The 17,317-nt window shown below is 73.4% G+C and carries 16 protein-coding genes; 9 read left to right on the forward strand and 7 right to left on the reverse strand.

The window, feature by feature from the left end; genetic code table 11:
• Positions 1 to 35: 35 nt before the first annotated feature.
• Positions 36 to 851 (reverse strand): class I SAM-dependent methyltransferase, encoded by an 816-nt coding sequence (locus EOT10_RS02505; RefSeq protein ID WP_127826345.1) that lies wholly within the window; start codon positions 849 to 851, stop codon positions 36 to 38.
• Positions 852 to 961: 110 nt separating this feature from the next.
• Positions 962 to 2,467 carry a bifunctional phosphatase PAP2/diacylglycerol kinase family protein gene (locus tag EOT10_RS02510; protein WP_127826346.1) on the reverse strand — a complete coding sequence of 502 codons (1,506 nt, stop codon included), beginning with the start codon at positions 2,465 to 2,467 and terminating at the stop codon, positions 962 to 964.
• A 90-nt stretch (positions 2,468 to 2,557) separates the two neighbouring features.
• Here EOT10_RS02510 and EOT10_RS02515 point away from each other — a divergent pair, with 90 nt between their 5' ends.
• The 4 genes from EOT10_RS02515 (at position 2,558) to EOT10_RS02530 (ending at position 7,759) form a co-directional block, all read left to right on the forward strand.
• The gene (locus EOT10_RS02515) at positions 2,558 to 4,189 is read left to right on the forward strand and encodes an ABC-F family ATP-binding cassette domain-containing protein (RefSeq protein WP_127826347.1); all 1,632 of its coding nucleotides are present in this window, start codon (positions 2,558 to 2,560) and stop codon (positions 4,187 to 4,189) included.
• A 205-nt stretch (positions 4,190 to 4,394) separates the two neighbouring features.
• The gene (locus EOT10_RS02520) at positions 4,395 to 5,189 is read left to right on the forward strand and encodes a SigB/SigF/SigG family RNA polymerase sigma factor (RefSeq protein ID WP_127826348.1); all 795 of its coding nucleotides are present in this window, start codon (positions 4,395 to 4,397) and stop codon (positions 5,187 to 5,189) included.
• Between the two features lie 288 nt (positions 5,190 to 5,477).
• Positions 5,478 to 6,737 (forward strand): aminotransferase class I/II-fold pyridoxal phosphate-dependent enzyme, encoded by a 1,260-nt coding sequence (locus tag EOT10_RS02525; RefSeq protein ID WP_127826349.1) that lies wholly within the window; start codon positions 5,478 to 5,480, stop codon positions 6,735 to 6,737.
• Entirely contained in the window at positions 6,734 to 7,759 is a 1,026-nt protein-coding gene (locus EOT10_RS02530) for an MBL fold metallo-hydrolase (protein ID WP_189491002.1), read from the forward strand. Before EOT10_RS02525 ends, EOT10_RS02530 begins: the two co-directional genes overlap by 4 nt.
• A gap of 216 nt (positions 7,760 to 7,975) precedes the next feature.
• On the opposite strand, the gene EOT10_RS02535 is transcribed toward EOT10_RS02530, so the two are convergent.
• Both EOT10_RS02535 and EOT10_RS02540 read right to left on the reverse strand, forming a co-directional pair.
• A complete protein-coding gene (locus tag EOT10_RS02535; RefSeq protein WP_223280713.1) occupies positions 7,976 to 8,623 on the reverse strand; it encodes a DedA family protein in 648 nt (215 codons plus the stop codon).
• Positions 8,620 to 9,393, reverse strand: coding sequence for an MBL fold metallo-hydrolase (locus EOT10_RS02540; protein ID WP_127826351.1), 774 nt, complete (start codon positions 9,391 to 9,393; stop codon positions 8,620 to 8,622). Before EOT10_RS02540 ends, EOT10_RS02535 begins: the two co-directional genes overlap by 4 nt.
• Before the next feature lie 109 nt (positions 9,394 to 9,502).
• Between EOT10_RS02540 and EOT10_RS02545 the strand changes: the two genes are divergently transcribed.
• From EOT10_RS02545 to EOT10_RS02560, 4 genes are all read left to right on the forward strand, one after another.
• A complete protein-coding gene (locus EOT10_RS02545; RefSeq protein ID WP_127826352.1) occupies positions 9,503 to 9,946 on the forward strand; it encodes a hypothetical protein in 444 nt (147 codons plus the stop codon).
• A gap of 114 nt (positions 9,947 to 10,060) precedes the next feature.
• Entirely contained in the window at positions 10,061 to 12,184 is a 2,124-nt protein-coding gene (locus EOT10_RS02550; protein WP_127826353.1) for a phage holin family protein, read from the forward strand.
• 86 nt (positions 12,185 to 12,270) lie between these two features.
• Positions 12,271 to 13,656 carry an amino acid permease gene (locus tag EOT10_RS02555; protein ID WP_127826354.1) on the forward strand — a complete coding sequence of 462 codons (1,386 nt, stop codon included), beginning with the start codon at positions 12,271 to 12,273 and terminating at the stop codon, positions 13,654 to 13,656.
• A gap of 96 nt (positions 13,657 to 13,752) precedes the next feature.
• On the forward strand, positions 13,753 to 14,178 hold the full coding sequence (locus EOT10_RS02560; RefSeq protein WP_127826355.1) for an OsmC family protein: 426 nt from the start codon (positions 13,753 to 13,755) through the stop codon (positions 14,176 to 14,178).
• 77 nt (positions 14,179 to 14,255) lie between these two features.
• On the opposite strand, the gene EOT10_RS02565 is transcribed toward EOT10_RS02560, so the two are convergent.
• Both EOT10_RS02565 and EOT10_RS02570 read right to left on the reverse strand, forming a co-directional pair.
• On the reverse strand, positions 14,256 to 15,116 hold the full coding sequence (locus tag EOT10_RS02565; RefSeq protein WP_127826356.1) for a Sco1979 family transcriptional regulator: 861 nt from the start codon (positions 15,114 to 15,116) through the stop codon (positions 14,256 to 14,258).
• Between the two features lie 93 nt (positions 15,117 to 15,209).
• The gene (locus tag EOT10_RS02570) at positions 15,210 to 16,019 is read right to left on the reverse strand and encodes a helix-turn-helix domain-containing protein (protein ID WP_127826357.1); all 810 of its coding nucleotides are present in this window, start codon (positions 16,017 to 16,019) and stop codon (positions 15,210 to 15,212) included.
• A gap of 85 nt (positions 16,020 to 16,104) precedes the next feature.
• Here EOT10_RS02570 and EOT10_RS02575 point away from each other — a divergent pair, with 85 nt between their 5' ends.
• Positions 16,105 to 16,410 carry a 4a-hydroxytetrahydrobiopterin dehydratase gene (locus EOT10_RS02575; protein ID WP_127826358.1) on the forward strand — a complete coding sequence of 102 codons (306 nt, stop codon included), beginning with the start codon at positions 16,105 to 16,107 and terminating at the stop codon, positions 16,408 to 16,410.
• Positions 16,411 to 16,470: 60 nt separating this feature from the next.
• Here the strand turns inward: EOT10_RS02575 and EOT10_RS02580 are convergent, their stop codons facing one another.
• Positions 16,471 to 17,262, reverse strand: a complete 792-nt coding sequence (locus EOT10_RS02580; RefSeq protein ID WP_223280782.1) for an aldo/keto reductase — start codon at positions 17,260 to 17,262, stop codon at positions 16,471 to 16,473.
• Between the last annotated feature and the right edge of the window lie 55 nt (positions 17,263 to 17,317).

Consider the following 17,317-nt stretch of genomic DNA (forward strand, 5'->3'; position numbering starts at 1 on the left):
GGTAGTTGGCGACACCGGGGCGCGTGATCGTTTCCCTACTTACGGCACAGGATCTCGCCGTGCAGCACCGAGAACCAGGCGTCCGGCTGCTTCCCCCACGTGCGCCACGCCTCGGAGATCTCCTCCAGCTGGGCGGTCGTCGCGTGGCCGCCCTCCGTCGCGCGCTCCGCGTACGCGGAGGCGAGGGTGCGGTCCGCCCACAGGCCGCTCCACCATTCGACCTCGTCCGGCGCCGCGTAACACCAGGTGGCGGACGTCGCGTTGATGTCGGCCGCGTCGAAACCGGCCTCCAGGGCCCAGGACTTGAGGCGTCGGCCCGCCTCCGGTTCGCCGCCGTTGGCGCGGGCGACCCGCCGGTACAGGTCCATCCAGTCGTCCATGCCGGGCGACCGCGGGTACCACGTCATGGCGGCGAAGTCCGCATCGCGGACGGCGATGAACCCGGTCGGCTTGGTGACGCGGCGCATCTCGCGCAGCGCCCGCACCGGGTCGCCCACGTGCTGGAGCACCTGGTGGGCGTGCACGACGCAGAAAGTGTCGTCCGGGAAGTCCAGGGCGTGGACGTCCGCCGTCGCGAAGTCGACGTTGGTCAGGCCGCGTTCGGCCGCCGTCGCCCGCGCCTGGTCGAGCACGCCCGCCGCCCGGTCCACGCCGGTGACGTGCCCCTCGGGAACCAGTGCCGCCAGGTCGGCGGTGATGGTGCCGGGGCCGCACCCGATGTCCAGGATCTTCATGTGGGGCTTCAGCGAACCGAGCAGGTACGCGGCCGAGTTGGCGGCGGTCCGCCAGGTGTGGGAACGCAGCACGGACTCGTGGTGGCCGTGCGTGTAGACGGCGGTCTCCTTCGGCATGGTGGACCCCTTCGCAAGATCGGTGACCGGTGAACCCAGTGAGATCACCGTACGCCGCCTGGCCGAATATTGAGATGGCCATCTCATGATGCGGACTCGGCGAGGGTGCTTCACGGGAGCGTCAGCGGCCGGTAGACCCGTAGCGCTTCGTGCTGCTTGTCGACCGTCAACTCCGGGCCGCACGGCCTGACTTCACCGTCGAAGGCCAGTGGTGTGCCGGGCGCGATCCGGTCCAGGCGCAGCAGTTTCCGCCGGACCGAGGCGTGGAACGGGGAGCGGGACAGCGGTCCGGCGAGCGCCGCCGCGAGGAGGCGTACGCCGGGCAGCCGGCCACCGTGCACCACGCGCACGTCGAGCAGCCCGTCCGCGAGATCCGCGCGCCGGGCGGCCGTGAGCCCCATCCGGCGGTACGTGCAGTTCCCCGCGAACACCAGCCACAACGGCCGCCTCGTGCCGTCCAGTTCGGCCTTCAGGGGATGGTCGTGGCGCAGCACGTACGCGGACGCCACCACCTCCGCGAGCCGCCCGCCGATCCGCCCGGACCACCGCTCGCGCTCCTTCACCAGCTTCGGGTACACCCCCAGGCTGAAGGTGTTGAGGAAGATCCCGGAGCCGGCCGACGAGGTGAAGCGGCCGACGTCGACCGCCACCGCGTCCCCCGCCTCGACGGCCCGTGACAGATCACCCGGTTCCTCGATCCCGAGGTCGTACGCGAAGTGGTTGAGCGTGCCGCCGGGAAGCACGGCCAGCGGCAGACCGCGGCGCAGGGCGACGCCCGCCGCGGTGTTCACCGTGCCGTCCCCGCCGCACACCCCGAGCGCCCGCGCCCGCGTCGCCGCCGACTCCAGCGCGGCCGGCAGACCGGACCCCGAGGTCTCGACGATCTCGGCCTGCGGCAGCAGGCCGCGCAGTGCGTGCACCCGGTCCGGACTCCCCGCGCCCGTGTTGACCACCATCACCAGGCCCGCACCGCCGGGCAGCGCGGGCACGTCGTCCACCAGGGGGCGGCCCGGCGACGGCAGCTGGTCACGGGTGGGGACCAGGCCCCGCAGTGCGAAGGCGGCGCCCGCGCCGAGCGCCGCGCCCGCCAGGACGTCCCCCGGGAAGTGCGCGCCCGTGTAGACGCGGGACGCGGCGACGGAGAACGCTAGCGGCGCGACCAGGGCGCCGAGGGCGTGCGACTCAAGCGTGACGCCGGTGGTGAACGCCGCCGCCGAGGCCGAGTGACCGGACGGGAACGACGTCGTGATCGGCTGCCGCCGCAGGCGCCGTACCAGCGGCACCGGGTCGAGGGTGGGCCGTGGCCTGCGGACCGAGCGCTTTCCGAGCGTGTTGATCGTCGCGGACGCCAGGGCGAGCGAGGCGACGCCGCGCACGGCCGCGCGACGGGCCCGCGGCGAACCGCCCGCCGCCAGCGCCCCCGCCACCGCGAACCACAGCACCCCATGGTTCGCGCTGTGGCTGAGGCGGGGCAGGACCCGGTCGCCGCCGGGCCAGTGCCGGCGCGCCGCGTACTCGAATACGCGCAGGTCAAGGGCGATGAGCCGGCGGTGCAGGCCGGGCCCGGGAAGGGGCGCGGCCGGCCGGGGACGAGGCGGGCGGAGGTGAGCGCACACGGCGCACGAGTACCCGCCCCGGGCCCCCGCACCCGGGGCGCGGCGAAATCGTTTTGCTCCTCACCCGGCCGGGCGCCCACAATGCGGACCATGGGACATCTGGAAGCCGCGCACCTCGAGTACTACTTGCCGGACGGGCGGGCGCTGCTCGGTGATGTCTCCTTCCGGGTCGGGGAGGGCTCCGTGGTCGCCCTCGTCGGGCCGAACGGCGCGGGGAAGACGACCCTCCTCAAGCTGATCTCCGGCGAGCTGAAGCCGCACGGAGGCACCGTCAACGTAGGCGGCGGCCTCGGCGTGATGTCCCAGTTCGTCGGCTCGGTGCGGGACGAGACGACCGTGCGCGACCTGCTCGTGTCGGTCTCGAACCCCCGCATAAGGGAGGCGGCGCAGGCCGTCGACAAGGCCGAGCACCTGATCATGACCGTCGACGACGAGGCCGCGCAGCTCCAGTACGCGCAGGCCCTGTCCGACTGGGCCGAGGCGCGCGGCTATGAGGCCGAGACCGTCTGGGACATGTGCACCATGGCCGCCCTCGGCGTCCCGTACGACACGGCCCAGTTCCGCGAGGTCCGCACCCTGTCCGGCGGCGAGCAGAAGCGGCTCGTCCTCGAAGCGCTGCTGCGCGGCACCGACGAGGTGCTCCTGCTCGACGAGCCGGACAACTACCTCGACGTGCCCGGCAAGCGCTGGCTGGAGGAGAAGCTGCGCGAGACCCGCAAGACGGTCCTCTTCGTCTCGCACGACCGGGAGCTGCTCGCCCGCTCCGCCGAGAAGATCGTCAGCGTCGAGCCGGGCCCCGGAGGCGCCGACGCGTGGGTGCACGGCGCGGGCTTCGCGACGTACCACGAGGCGCGCCGTGAGCGGTTCGCCCGCTTCGAGGAGCTGCGCAAGCGCTGGGACGAGAAGCACGCGCAGCTGAAGAAGCTCGTCCTCAGCCTGCGGCAGGCGGCCGCGGTCAGCCACGAGATGGCGTCGCGCTACTCGGCGGCGCAGACGCGTCTGCGCAAGTTCGAGGAGGCGGGACCCCCGCCGGAGCCGCCGCGCGAGCAGGACATCACGATGCGCCTGCACGGCGGCCGCACCGGCGTACGGGCCGTCACCTGCAAGGGCCTGGAGCTGACCGGCCTGATGAAGCCCTTCGACCTGGAGGTCTTCTACGGCGAGCGCGTCGCCGTCCTCGGTTCGAACGGCTCCGGCAAGTCGCACTTCCTGCGCCTGCTCGCCGGGAACCCCGACGACACGGTCGCGCACACGGGGGACTGGAAGCTCGGCGCCCGCGTCGTGCCGGGCCACTTCGCCCAGACCCACGCCCACCCCGAACTCCAGGGCCGCACCCTGCTCGACATCCTCTGGGCCGACCACGCCAAGGACCGCGGTCAGGCCATGGGGCGGCTGCGGCGCTACGAGCTCACCAACCAGGCCGAGCAGAAGTTCGAGCGCCTTTCGGGAGGCCAGCAGGCCCGCTTCCAGATCCTGCTGCTCGAACTTGCCGGAGTGACGGCGCTGCTCCTCGACGAGCCGACCGACAACCTCGACCTGGAGTCCGCCGAGGCCCTTCAGGAGGGCCTGGAGGCGTTCGACGGCACGGTCCTCGCGGTCACGCACGACCGCTGGTTCGCCCGCTCCTTCGACCGCTACCTCGTCTTCGGCAGCGACGGCCAGGTGCGCGAGTCCGCCGAACCCGTGTGGGACGAGCGCCGGGTCGAGCGAGCCCGGGGGTAACGGGCGCCGCGCACCCGCCCGTTGGGGGCGGGCTCAGGGTTCGCCCCGGTTTGCCCCGCGTGGACCGGGGCAGGCGCCGTCACAGTGCTTCGGACCGGAGGCACGTCCGTGGGAGGGCTTCGCGAGCCGCCCCGGTGTGCCCGGCGAGAAGGGCTCCGAGCTCCCACGGTGACCATCACCCGCACCCGCAGGGAGATGCGAAACGATGCGCACCGACAGGGCGGTGAAGCGCCACCCGCACGACGACGCCCCCGACACGGCCGAGGCCTTCCGCAAGCTGGCCGGCCTGCCCGACTGCCACGAACGCGACGAACTGCGCCGGACCGTCGTCGAGGCGTGGCTCCCCATGGCCGACCGGCTCGCCGGCCGCTTCCGCGACCGCGGCGAGACCTACGAAGACCTGTGCCAGGTCGCGGCGCTCGGCCTGGTCAAGGCGGTCGACCGCTACGACCCCGAGCGCGGCGACGCGTTCGAGAGCTACGCCGTCCCCACCGTCACCGGCGAGATCAAGCGCCACTTCCGCGACCACACGTGGACCCTCCATGTGCCGCGCCGCGTCCAGGACCTGCGCAACCGGGTCCGTTCGGCCCGCCGTGAGCTGTCCCAGACGATCCCGGGGCGCGCCCCCACCCTCGCGGAGATCGCCGGGCACGCCGGGATGACGGAGGACGAGGCACGCGCCGGGATGGAAGCCCTGGAGAGCTTCCGCACGCTGTCTCTCGACGCCGAACTCCCCGGCCGCGACGACGGCCACTCGCTCGGCGACTGTCTCGGCGCGGCCGACCCGGCCCTCGACGTGGTCGTCGACCGGGAGTCGGTCAGGCCCTGCGTCGCGGCCCTGCCCGAGCGTGAACGCACCATCCTCTACCTGCGGTTCTTCGGCGACATGACGCAGCGCCGGATAGCCGAGCGGCTCGGCATCTCCCAGATGCACGTGTCCCGCCTGATCAGCCGCTCCTGCGACCGGCTCCGCGACCAGGTGCTCAGGGACGCCACGTAGCCGCCGTCGGTCGGCCCCCCCGGCTGCCCCGTCGTGGGTCGGCGCCCCTCGGCTGCCCCGTCGTGGGTCGGCGCCCCTCGGCTGCCCCGCCGTCGGTCGGCCCCCCGGCCGCCTCGCCGCCGCCCGGCCTCCTCACGCCGTGTCACCCACTCGGACCAGCCCCCGCCCGGCCGCCCGTCCCCCCGCTCCTACGTGCGCCCCCGCCCGGGCCGCCGGTGCCGTCGGCCCGTCGCAGGCCGAGCGGGACCGGGCGGCTCGGGGGACGCTGGGGAGGGCAGGAGGTGGCACATGCGGCGCAGCGAGTCGGAGAGCCGGGAGGGGCACGGGCCCGTCCGCTACGGCCCGCCGCTGCCCGACGCCGGGCTTCCCGTACTGCCCGAGCTGGCCGCCGCGGCCGAGGCCGCGGACCCGGCGGTCCCGGAACCGCCCGGCGGCGCCCCCGCACTCCTCGACGCCGCCTGCGGCTACTGGCGGCGCCGGGGTCTGCCCACCGCGCCCGACCACACCGCCGCCGCGCCCGGCGGCGCCCCCCTGCTCCTCGCGCTGACCGCGGCGCTCGGTGGCGACGTGCTGCTGCCCCGGCCCTGCCCGGCCTGGTGGGCGCCCCAGGCGCGGCTCCTCGGCCGGTCCGTGTTCCCCGTCGCGACGCCCGCCGAGTGCGGCGGCGTCCCGGACCCCTTCGCCCTCCTCGAAACCGTGCGCCGGGTCCGCGCCGAGGGCGGCGATCCGAGACTCCTCGTCCTGTCCGTCGCCGACGACCCGACCGCCACCGTCCCGCCGCCCGAGATCCTGCACGAGGCCGTGGAGGCCGCCGCCGGGGAGGGCCTGCACATCGTCAGCGACGAGACCTGGCGCGACACCCTGCACCGGGATCCGGCCCGCTCCACCGTTCTCATCGGCCCCGCCGAGATGCTGCCCGACCACGTCAGCGTCGTCAGCGACCTCGTCGGCGCCTACCTCCCGCCGGGCCTGCCCGCCGCCGTCGCCCGCCTCCCCGCCACGGAGCGCGGCGCCGAACTGCGCGCCCGCGTCCTGGACATCCTCACGGCGCTCGGCTCGGTCCTGGCCGCCCCCGCCGCCGCGGCCGCCGCGTACGCGCTCGGCGAGCCGCCCCCGATCACCGCACGGCTGCGCGCCGCGACCGTCCTGCACGCGCGCGTCGCCGCCGCCGTGCACCGCGTGGTGCTGGCCTCCGGCGGACTCGCCAGACCGCCCGAGGCCGGCCGGCACCTGTACGCGGACCTGGAGCGGCTGCGGCCCGCGCTCTCCGCGCGCGGGGTCGGCGACGCCCAGGACCTGGAGGACGGGCTCGCCGGCCGCCTCGGCATGCCCGCCCCCGGCGGCCACCGCTTCGGCGACGACCTCGCCGCCCTGCGCGTACGCCTGTCCACCAGCCCCTTCCTCGGCTCGACCCCGCAGGAGCGGATGACATCCCTCAACTCGCCGGAACCCGTGGAATTGCCGCACGTGCAGCGCGCGTTGAGCATGTTGGAGTCGGCGCTCGACGACCTCAGGGCCGACGTCAAGGGATGGGAGAGTCCTCGATGACGCAGCAGTCCGAGTCGACGGCACAGCGAGCTGATGCCCCCGCGTCCTTCGTGCCCCTCGCCGAGCCCCGGCCGCTCGGCGGGGGACGCACCTGGCCCAAGTCGTTCGCGGACCGCCTCACGGCGCCGCTGCCCGGACTCCGCGCGTTAGCCCGGTTCGCCCGCGAGGGTGCGCTGCGTCCGCCGCCCGAGGCGCTGACCCGGATCGCCGACCTGCCGTTCGCGCCGGGCCCGCTGCCCGCCGTGGACGCCAGGACCGTCGCCGTCAGCTGGGCGGGACACGCCAGCTGGGTGCTGCGCATAGGCGGCCTCACCGTGCTCACCGACCCTGTCTGGTCCCGCAAGATCCTCGGCACCCCGGCCCGCGTCACCCCGGCGGGCGTCGCCTGGAGCGCCCTGCCGCGCGTCGACGCCGTCGTCATCAGCCACAACCACTACGACCACCTGGACGCCCCGACCCTCAAGCGCCTCCCGAAGGACACCCCGGTGTTCGTGCCCGCCGGACTCGGCCGCTGGTTCACCCGCCGCCGCTTCTCCCGCGTCACGGAGCTCGACTGGTGGGAGGCGGCCGAACTCGACGGCGTCCGCTTCGACTTCGTACCGGCCCACCACTGGTCCAAGCGCAGCCTCGTCGACACCTGCCGAACCCTGTGGGGCGGCTGGGTCCTCACCGACCTGGAGGGGCAGCGGGTCTACTTCGCGGGGGACACCGGGTACGGCCACTGGTTCCGCGAGATCGGCCGCCGCTACCCGGGCATCGACCTGGCGCTCCTGCCGATCGGCGCGTACGACCCGCGCTGGTGGCTCAAGGACGTGCACTGCGACCCGGAGGAGGCGGTCGCGGCGGCCCGGGACGTGGGCGCGCGCCGGATGGCGCCGATGCACTGGGCCACGTTCCTGCTGTCGGCCGAGCCGGTCCTCGAACCCCTCACGCGCGTACGGGCCGCCTGGCGGAAGGCGGGCCTGGCGCGCGAGGACCTGTGGGACCTGCCGGTGGGCGCGTCACGCGTGCTCGCCGTCTGACCGCCAGGGCCTTTCGTTCGGATCAGGCCGACGGCGACATGTGCGGCTACCGCCGCGTGGGGAGCGGGGTCTGGTGCCGTGCATCGCAAGGCGGAGGAGGGAGCCCACGCGGGGGGGCACCTCCCAGCGGTAGCTGGGGGACGTAGGCGACTGACGACAACGCCGCGAGGTGCGGTGCCGGGCTCCGCGAGCCCGGCGTGATCCAAACGGAAGGCCCTAGGGCCGGCCCCCGCGCAGCCGCCGCCACACCGCGGGTGCCGCACTGATCGCCACGGTCAGGCCGACCGCCGCCACGACGCCCTCCCACGGCTCCGGGAACAGCGAACCGCCGAGGATGCCGATGAGCTGATACGTCAGCGTCCAGGCCAGGCACGCCGGTACGTTTCCGCGTACGAACCGCCGCAGCGGCATCCTCGCCATCAGACACGCCAGCATCACGGGGATGCGCCCGGCGGGCACGAGCCGGGACAGCACGAGCACCGTCACCCCATGGGCGGCGAGCCTGGCCTGCGCCTGCGCGAGCCGTTCCTCGGGCGCCCGGTCGCGGATCGCCGCGAGCCACCTGGAGCCGTTCCTCGACCTCATGCCGCGCTGCCCCAGCCAGTACAGCGTCACGTCCCCGAGGAACGCCGCGAGCGACGAGACGACGAACACGAGCAGCAGCGAGAGCGGTGACGTCTGATGGAAGGCGACCACGGCCGCCGAGCTGACGAGCGCCCCCGTGGGCACGACCGGCACGAGGGCGCCGATCACGATCAGCAGGAACAACGAGGGGTAGCCGACGGCCTGCTGGGTGGACTCCGGCGGCGCGTGGGTCACCGCGGCGGCGAGCAGTTCACGGCCCGCCCGGCCGGCGGGGTTCACCCGGCGACCTCCGGCCGCACGCTCTCGCCGTGGCCGAGCAGATGCACCGTCACCCCGGGCGCCAGCCGGGCGGCCCGCCGCACGAACTCGTCGCCGGGCGCGTGGAACTCGTGCGGCCGCACCGCGTCCATACCGATCGGCCAGTACGTCCCGTAGTGCACGGGCACGGCGCAGCGCGGCGCGATCCGGGCGAGCGCCTCGGCGGCGCGCCCCGCGTCCAGATGGTGCGGCCCGAGGCAGGGCCCCCAGCCGCCGACCGGCAGGAGCGCCACGTCGACCTCGCCGACGGCCTGAGCCATGGAGTCGAAGAGGCCCGTGTCGCCCGCGAAGTACGTACGGGCCTCGCCGCTCACCACGAAGCCGAGCGCGGGGGAGCGGTGCGGGCCGATGGGGACGCGCCGCCCGTCGTGGGACGCGAACACGGCGCGTACGTCGAGGCCTTCGACGTCCAGGCGGGTGCCCGGTTCCACCTCGGTGAGCCGGAGATGCGCGAGCTTGCGCAGACCGGGCACCGCGCGCAGGGACCCTCGCGGGAGCAGGACGCGGGTGCCGGGCGCGAGCCTCGCCAGGGACGGGAGGTGCAGATGGTCGGCGTGCAGATGGGAGACGAGGACGAGGTCGGCGACGGCGGCCTCGGGCGGCGGGGGCGCCCCGCGACGCCGCCGCAGATGCACGAGGCGGCGCGTGAAGAGCGGGTCGGTCAGCACGCGGACGCCCGAGTCCTCGACCGTGCAGGTGGCGTGACCCCACCAGGTGATCTCCACCGGCACCTCCAGGACCTCCCGCGAACGACTCCTCCGGGCGACTCTTCCGAGCGACTCCTCCGAGCCTACGGGCAGGAGTAGGGTCGACGACGAAACCGGAGGTGAGGGGGCCACCATGGGTGAACCGGCGCGAGCGGCAGCGGCCGGCCCGGAGGGGGGCGCGGTCCGGGTCATGGCGATCGCCAGCCTGACGCCGCTGGAGGAACTGGACGCCGACCCCTTCCTGGTGGACTCGCGCAGCCAGCACGCGATGTGCGCCCGCTGGGCCGCCGACCGGGGCTACGTGGTCACCAGAGAACTCCTCGTCCACGCCCTGCGCTCCGACCACGACGTGCTGTGGGCGGACGTCGACGCGGGCCACGTCGACCTGTTCGTCGTCCCGAGCCACCGCGTCCTGCGGGCCGCGCTGCGCTCCGTCGACGAGTTCACCGCCGAGTGCGCCCGCCGCGGCGTCCGCCTGGAGACCGCGGGGCTCGCGGAGCCGAGGTACGACGCGGAGATGAAGAAGCGCGTCCACCGCCGCATGTCGATGCCGACGGCCGGATACGACGGCTGCTGACCCGGGCCACGCGCCGCCGCCCCACACCCCCAAGGGGGAGAACCCAGATGCAAACGGCTCATATGACACGCTGGGCCGAGGGGGCGACGGCGTTCGACGGAAGGTGAGCGAGGCGTGGGCGAGGGGCGATGGCGACGGGTCGCCGGCGCGGGATGGCGGTCGATCGCCGTGTGGGCGGTCAGCACCGTCACGATGCTCGTGCTCGCCGGGATCCTGCCGGACTTCCAGCTCCAGTCGGCGAGCGGCGACAGCGCCACCCGCATCGCCGTCACCGCCGCGCTCGGCGCCGGTGCCTTCGGCATCCTGTCCGCACTGGTGTGGCCGCTCCTCGTACGCGCCCTGCTCCTCGTCCCCGCCCTCGTCCTCGGCCTCGCCGTGTTCGCCCTCAACGGCGGGCTGCTGCTCCTCGCCCTCGACCTCGTCCCCGACGGCCGGGGCGAGGCCAACCCGGAGACCGCCGTCGTCGTCGCCGCGGTGATGTCGGCGGTCGCCTCGGCCACCGGCGGAGCCCTCGCCGTACGGGACGACGACGCCTACCGCCGCCGCCTGTACCGCCTCGCCGACCGGCGCCGCCGCAGACACGGCCCCGGCGCAGGACCGTCCACCCCCGGCACGGTCTTCCTCCAGCTCGACGGCGTCGGCCACGACGTGCTCCGCGACGCCGTGAACCAGGACCTGATGCCCACCGTCGGCGCCTGGATCGGCGCCGGCACGCACCGCCTCACCCCCTGGCGCACCGACTGGTCGAGCCAGACCGGCGCGAGTCAGCTCGGCATCCTGCACGGCAGCAACCACGACGTGCCCGCGTTCCGCTGGTACGAGAAGGACACCCGCGAGATCCAGGTCTCCAACCGGCCCAGCAGCGCCGCCGAACTCCAGCGCCGCGCCATCGAGCGCACCGGCGACGGCGGCCTCCTCACCCTGGACGGCGCGAGCCGCGGCAACCTCTTCAGCGGCGGCGCAGGACAGGTCGCCCTCGTGCTGTCCGTCGCCGCCCGCCGGGGTAAGGAGAACCGGTCCAGGGCCGGCTACTTCGCGTACTTCAGGGACCCGGCGAACGCCGTACGCACCGCTCTGTCCTTCGTCGCCGAGACCGGCCGCGAGATCGGCCAGTCCACCCGGGCCCGCCTGACCCGGCAGCGTCCCCGCGTCGGACGCGGCGGCCTCTACCCGTTCATCCGGGCCTTCGCGACCGTCGTCGAACGGGACGTCGTCGTCGCGGCCGTGATCGGCGACATGCTCGCGGGCCGCAGCTCCGTCTACGCGGACCTCGTCGCGTACGACGAGGTCGCCCACCACTCCGGGCCCGGCAGCCGCGACGCCGAGAAGGTCCTGGCCCGCCTCGACCGCTCGCTCGCCCTCATCGCCAAGGTCGCCGAGCACGCCCCGCGCCCGTACCGGATCGTCGTTCTGTCCGACCACGGGCAGAGCCCCGGCGAGACGTTCCGCGCCCGCTACGGGCTCGGCCTCCAGGACCTCGTGCGGGCCGGCTGCGGACTGCCCGTGCCGCGCCGCGCCGGGCGCACGCACAGTGGCGCCGAGGCCCGCGCGGCCGTCCGGGCCGCACTGCGCAGGCCCGTCGAGGAGGGCCGGGAGAAGCACCGCCCGTCCTCGCGCCGCTCCGAACCGATCGTGCTCGCCTCCGGCAACCTCGGCCTTGTCTCCTTCCCCGACGTGCCGCACCGCATGAGCAAGGAGGAGATCGACGCCCGCCACCCGGCGCTGCTCACCACCCTCGCCAACCACCCCGGCATCGGCTTCCTGCTGGTGCGCAGCGAAGAGCACGGCGCCGTCGTCCTCGGCGCACGCGGCGCCGAGATCCCCCTGGCCGCCCTCGACGACGAACCCGGGCCCCTCGCCGACTTCGGCCCGCACGCCGCCGACGCGGTCCGCCGCACCGACTCCTTCCCGCACACCGCCGACATCATGGTGAACTCCTGGTACGACCCCGCCGAGGGCGAAGTGCTCGCCTTCGAGGAGCAGATCGGCTCCCACGGCGGCCTCGGCGGCGCCCAGGGCCACCCGTTCCTGCTCGCCCCGGAGGTCTTCTCGCCCCCGGTCGCCGAGGGCACCGAACTCGTGGGTGCCGAGCAGGTCCACCGGGTGCTCCGCCGCTGGCTGCGCGAGGGATACGGCCCCCAGGTCCCCCTCGTCCCGCTGGACGAATCCCGGCGCGAGCCCTCCGCCGACGCATCATTTACGGCCGCGACGGTGATCCCGCAGGACGAATCCGCCTGATTTGGAGCGGTGCGTGCCGGGGACCGACCATGGGACGCCGCCCGGCGATCCCGGTCGGCGCCCGCACCAAGAGAGGCGCTCCCCCCATGCACGACACCGGAACCGTGACGAAGCCGGCTCCGGCCCCACAGCACGAAGACACGTCCAGCAAGCACGCCCGCCGTTTCGGGCTCCCGGTCGCCACCGCCCTCGTCATGGGCAACATCATCGGCGGCGGCATCTTCCTGCTCCCGGCCTCCGTAGCCCCGTTCGGCACCATCAGCCTCGTCGCGTTCGCCGTCCTCACCGCCGGCGCCATCGCGCTCGCCCTGGTCTTCGGCCGCCTGGCCCGGCGCAACCCGCAGACCGGCGGCCCCTACGTCTACGCCCGCGAGGCCTTCGGCGACTTCGCCGGATTCCTGGCCTCCTGGTCGTACTGGATCACCGCCTGGGTGTCGAACGCGGCGCTCGCCGTGGCCGCCGTCGGCTACCTCGACGTCCTCCTGCCGATCCACGGCTCCAAGCTGTGGACCATCGTCGCCGCGCTCGCCGTGCAGTGGCTCCCGGCCCTCGCGAACCTCGCCGGCACCCGCTACGTCGGCGCGGTGCAGCTCGTGTCGACCGTCCTTAAGTTCGCGCCGCTGCTCCTCGTCGCCGTCGGCGGACTGTTCTTCTTCCACGCCGACAACCTCGGGCCCTTCCAGGCGAGCAACGACTCGCCGCTCGGCGCCGTCTCCGCGTCCGCCGCGATCCTGCTGTTCAGCTACCTCGGCGTCGAGTCCGCGTCGGTCAGCGCCGGCGAGGTCCGCGACCCCGAGCGGAACGTGGGCCGCGCGACGGTCCTCGGCACGTGCCTCGCCGCCCTCGTCTACCTGCTGTGCACGCTCGCCGTCTTCGGCACGGTCGCGCACGACAAGCTCGTCGACTCCGGCGCGCCGATGTCCGACGCCGTCAACGCCATGTTCGGCGGCACCTGGGGCGGCACCGCCGTCGCCGTGTCCGCCCTGATCTCCATCGTGGGGGCACTCAACGGCTGGACGCTCCTCAGCGCCCAGACCCCGTACGCCGCCGCGAAGGACGGCCTGTTCCCGGCCGTGTTCACGAAGAAGAAGCGCGGCACCCCGACGGTGGGCGTCATCGTCACCGTCGTCCTCGCCTCCCTGCTGACGGTCTACAACTACACGGCGGGCTCGGCCGGGGTCTTCGAGACCCTCGTCCTCGTCACCACGTTCACCGCGACCGTCCCGTACCTCCTCGCGACCGCGGCGCAGATCTACTTCCTGCTGTCCGGACAGGGCCACAAGGTCGACGGCGCGCGCCTGGCCCGCGACATGGTGCTCGCCCTCGCCGCGTTCGGCTTCTCCCTGTGGCTGGTCGGCGGGGCCGGATACGCGGCCGTCTACCAGGGCGTCCTGTTCCTGTTCGTCGGCGTCCTCGTCTACGCGTGGATCGCGGCCCGCAAGAAGCGTGGCGCCGTGGACGCCACCGACTGATCCGCGGGCTGTGCGCATTGCGGCCGAATGCGGCCCGGGTGTGGTCGGATGGGTTCCACGAAAGCCCCGACCGGGACCTGACTGAAGGGAATCACCGTGGCTACCACGCGCTCCGCGCACACCGTGTGGGAAGGCGATCTGCTCAAGGGGAGCGGCGTCGTCACCTTCGACTCCTCCGGCATCGGCCAGCAGGCCGTGTCCTGGCCCTCCCGGGCCGAGGCGGCGAACGGGAAGACGAGCCCGGAGGAGCTGATCGCCGCCGCGCACTCCAGCTGCTTCTCGATGGCCCTGTCCAACGGCCTGACGAACGGCGGCAACCCGCCCGCCAAGCTGGTCACCTCCGCCGACGTCACGTTCCAGCCGGGCACGGGCATCACCGGCATCCACCTCACGGTGGAGGGTTCCGTGCCCGGGCTCGACGAGGCCGGGTTCGTCGCCGCGGCCGAGGACGCCAAGAAGAACTGCCCGGTGAGCCAGGCGCTCACCGGCACGACGATCACCCTGACGGCGAAGCTCGCCTGACGACGCACGGCACCGGTGCCGCGGTCCCGTCACGACGGGCCCGCGGCACCGTCGTCGGCGCTGTCAGCGCCCGGCGCTCACAGCGCGTCGCGGATCTCCCGCATCAGCTCCACCGTGCGCTCCGCGGACGCCGCCTGCGCCGCGATGTGGTCGAGGACCTCCAGATGGGCGCCGACCTCGGCCCGGTCGTCCAGGTAGAGCGCACCCGTCACGTACTCGCTGAAGACCATGTCCGGCAGCTCGCGCACCGGGAACCGGAACAGCGTGAACGGCCCGAACGTCCCCGGGTGCGGGCCCGCCGCGAACTCCGCTATCTGCAGCGTCACATGGGGCAGCGCGCTCGCCTCGATGAGCCGGTCCAGCTGGTTGCGCAGCACCTTGGCCCCGCCCGGCGGCCGGCGCAGCGCCGTCTCGTCCATCACGGCCCACAGATGCGGCGGGTCCTCGCGGGTCAGGAGCGCCTGCCGGGCCATGCGGAGCGTCACATGCCGTTCGAGGTCGCCGGGCTGCGCGCGGCCGACCGTGCCGGCGTCGAGCACGGCCCGCGCGTACTCCTCCGTCTGCAGCAGCCCCGGCACGAAGTGCGGCTCGTACGACCTGATGAGCCCGGCCGCGCTCTCCAGGCTCACGTACAGGCTGAACCAGTCGGGCAGGATGTCGTGGAAACGCTGCCACCAGCCCGGCAGATTGGCCTCTTCGGCGAGCGCGACGAACGCCTCGGCCTCCTGCTCCGGCACCCCGTACAGCTCCAGGAGCATCTGTACGTACGGGATCTTGAGGGCGACCTCGGCGGTCTCCATGCGGCGGATCGTGGCGCCGGTGACGTGCAGCGCGCGGGCCGCCTCGTCACGGTTGAGCCCTGCCGACTCGCGCAGCTCCCGCAGGCGTCTGCCCAGTACCACCTGGCCCACGGTGGGCGCGGGCCGCCGTTCACTCACGTCACGTCTCCCCACCGGCGCACTGAACATGTGCACGAGCCGCGTTACGGTACCAGTGCGATGAGTAGCATGCCCACCACCGAGTGAATCCGGTCAAGGGGTCAGCGACCGCAGATACTCCACCGTCGCCGGGTCGGCCGGCAGGAACGTCTCGATCGCCAGCTCCGCCACCGTCACGTCCATCGGGGTGTTGAACGTCGAGATCGACGACACGAACGACAGCACCTGCCCGTCGTGCTCGATCACCATCGGCAGCGCGAAGTACGGCACCGGCTCGTCCTCACCGGCCCCGTCGTCGTCCTCATGGGCCGGCGGATACGCCTTGACCTCCTCGTACACCGCGCGCAGCGCCTCCGAACGGTCGAGGGCGATCTGCCGCTCCATCTGGGCCAGGAGATGGCCGCGCCACGCGCGCAGGTTCCGGATCCGGGGCGCGAGGCCCTCCGGGTGCAGGGTGAGGCGCATCGCGTTGAGCGGCGGCACGAGAAGCGACTCGGGCAGCCCGGCCATCAGCATCGCGATCCCCTGATTGGCGGCGACCACCGTGTACGTCGCGTCGACGACCAGCGCCGGATACGGCTCGTAACCGCGCAGCAGCCGGTCGAGGCCCTCGCGCAGCGCCCCCATCGACGGGTCGTCGAGCGGTGTCTCCGCGAACCGTGGCGCGTAACCCGCCGCCAGCAGCAGCGCGTTGCGCTCCCGCACCGGCACGTCCAGCTGCTCCGCGAGCCGCAGGACAAGGTTCTCGCCGGGGCGCGACCTGCCCGTCTCCACGAAGCTCAGATGCCGGGCGGACGAACCGGCGCGCAGGGCGAGCTCCAGCTGGCTCACCCGCCGCCGCTCGCGCCATTCCCGCAGCAGAGGACCGATTCCGGACAGGCGGGCGGGCGGGGCAGTCGTCATGCCCACGACCGTAGCCGAGGGGCGCGTGGAGCCCCCCTTGTGGGACGCTTGAAATCCCCGCACGCCCCAGGGAAAGGACCTGCTCATGCCCACGGAGCCGCTGTCCCAGAAGGAGATCGAGGACCGTCTCGCCGAGCTGCCCGGCTGGAGTGTGGAGGGCGACCGGCTCGCCCGGACCTTCCGTCTCGGCAGCCACTTCGCGGCCACGGCCCTCGTCGTGCACATCGCGCAGATCCAGGACGAGCTCGACCACCACTCGGACCTGACCCTCGGCTATCACACCGTCGCCCTGTCCGTGAACACCCACAGTGCGGGCGGCGTCGTCACCGCACTCGACTTCGGCCTCGCCCAGCGCGTCCAGGAGATCGCCCCCATCCACGGCGCGAGGTGACACCTGTGCCCCGTCTCCCTCCGGAGGGAGACGGGGCACAGGTGTCGGTACGTGAGGCGGTCAGACGATGTCGAAGGTGGCGGGGTCGGGACCCAGACGGCGGTCCTCGTTCAGCGCGCTGATCGCGGCGATGTCCTCGAGGTCCAGCTCGAAGCCGAACACGTCGATGTTCTCCTTGATCCGCGACGGCGTCACTGACTTCGGGATCGCCACGTTGCCCAGCTGGACGTGCCAGCGCAGCACGACCTGGGCCGGCGTACGCCCGTGCTTCTGGGCGATCGCGACGATCGCCGGGACCTCCAGGAGGCCCTTGCCCTGCCCAAGCGGCGACCAGGCCTCGGTCGTGATGCCCTGCTCCGCGTGGAACTCGCGGGCGGCGCGCTGCTGGAGGTGCGGGTGCAGCTCGATCTGGTTGACCGCGGGAATGATCGACGTCTCGCCGAGCAGGCGCTCCAGGTGCTCCGGAAGGAAGTTGGAGACACCGATGGCCCTGGCCCGGCCGTCCGCGTAGATCTTCTCGAAGGCCTTGTAGGTGTCCACGTAGCTGTCCTTCGAGGGCAGCGGCCAGTGGATCAGGTACAGGTCGACGTGGTCGAGGCCGAGCTTTTCGAGGGAGGCGTCGAAGGCGCGCATCGTCGCGTCGTAGCCCTGGTCCGCGTTCCACAGCTTCGTGGTGACGAAGAGCTTGTCGCGGGCGATGCCGGAGGCGGCGAGGGCCTTGCCGGTGCCTTCCTCGTTGCCGTAGATCGCGGCGGTGTCGATGCTGCGGTACCCGGCCTCCAGGGCTGTCGTGACAGCCTTCTCGGCCTCGTCGTCCGGCACCTGCCAGACGCCGAAGCCGAGCTGCGGCATCGCGACGCCATTGTTCAGGATGATCGGGGGGACCTTGCTCACGAGCTCTCGATCC

Origin of the sequence: Streptomyces antnestii (assembly GCF_004005495.1) — a bacterium.
Taxonomy (GTDB): Bacteria; Actinomycetota; Actinomycetes; order Streptomycetales; family Streptomycetaceae; genus Streptomyces; species Streptomyces antnestii.

Excerpts from the sequence above, each read along its gene's own strand:
- EOT10_RS02530 (WP_189491002.1), top strand. The coding sequence starts at position 6,734 with ATGACGCAGCAGTCCGAGTCGACGGCACAGCGAGCTGATGCCCCCGCG.
- EOT10_RS02575 (WP_127826358.1), top strand. The coding sequence starts at position 16,105 with ATGCCCACGGAGCCGCTGTCCCAGAAGGAGATCGAGGACCGTCTCGCC.
- EOT10_RS02520 (WP_127826348.1), top strand. The coding sequence starts at position 4,395 with ATGCGCACCGACAGGGCGGTGAAGCGCCACCCGCACGACGACGCCCCC.
- EOT10_RS02505 (WP_127826345.1), bottom strand. The coding sequence starts at position 851 with ATGCCGAAGGAGACCGCCGTCTACACGCACGGCCACCACGAGTCCGTG.
- EOT10_RS02545 (WP_127826352.1), top strand. The coding sequence starts at position 9,503 with ATGGGTGAACCGGCGCGAGCGGCAGCGGCCGGCCCGGAGGGGGGCGCG.
- EOT10_RS02515 (WP_127826347.1), top strand. The coding sequence starts at position 2,558 with ATGGGACATCTGGAAGCCGCGCACCTCGAGTACTACTTGCCGGACGGG.
- EOT10_RS02570 (WP_127826357.1), bottom strand. The coding sequence starts at position 16,019 with ATGACGACTGCCCCGCCCGCCCGCCTGTCCGGAATCGGTCCTCTGCTG.
- EOT10_RS02580 (WP_223280782.1), bottom strand. The coding sequence starts at position 17,262 with ATGCCGCAGCTCGGCTTCGGCGTCTGGCAGGTGCCGGACGACGAGGCC.
- EOT10_RS02525 (WP_127826349.1), top strand. The coding sequence starts at position 5,478 with ATGCGGCGCAGCGAGTCGGAGAGCCGGGAGGGGCACGGGCCCGTCCGC.
- EOT10_RS02555 (WP_127826354.1), top strand. The coding sequence starts at position 12,271 with ATGCACGACACCGGAACCGTGACGAAGCCGGCTCCGGCCCCACAGCAC.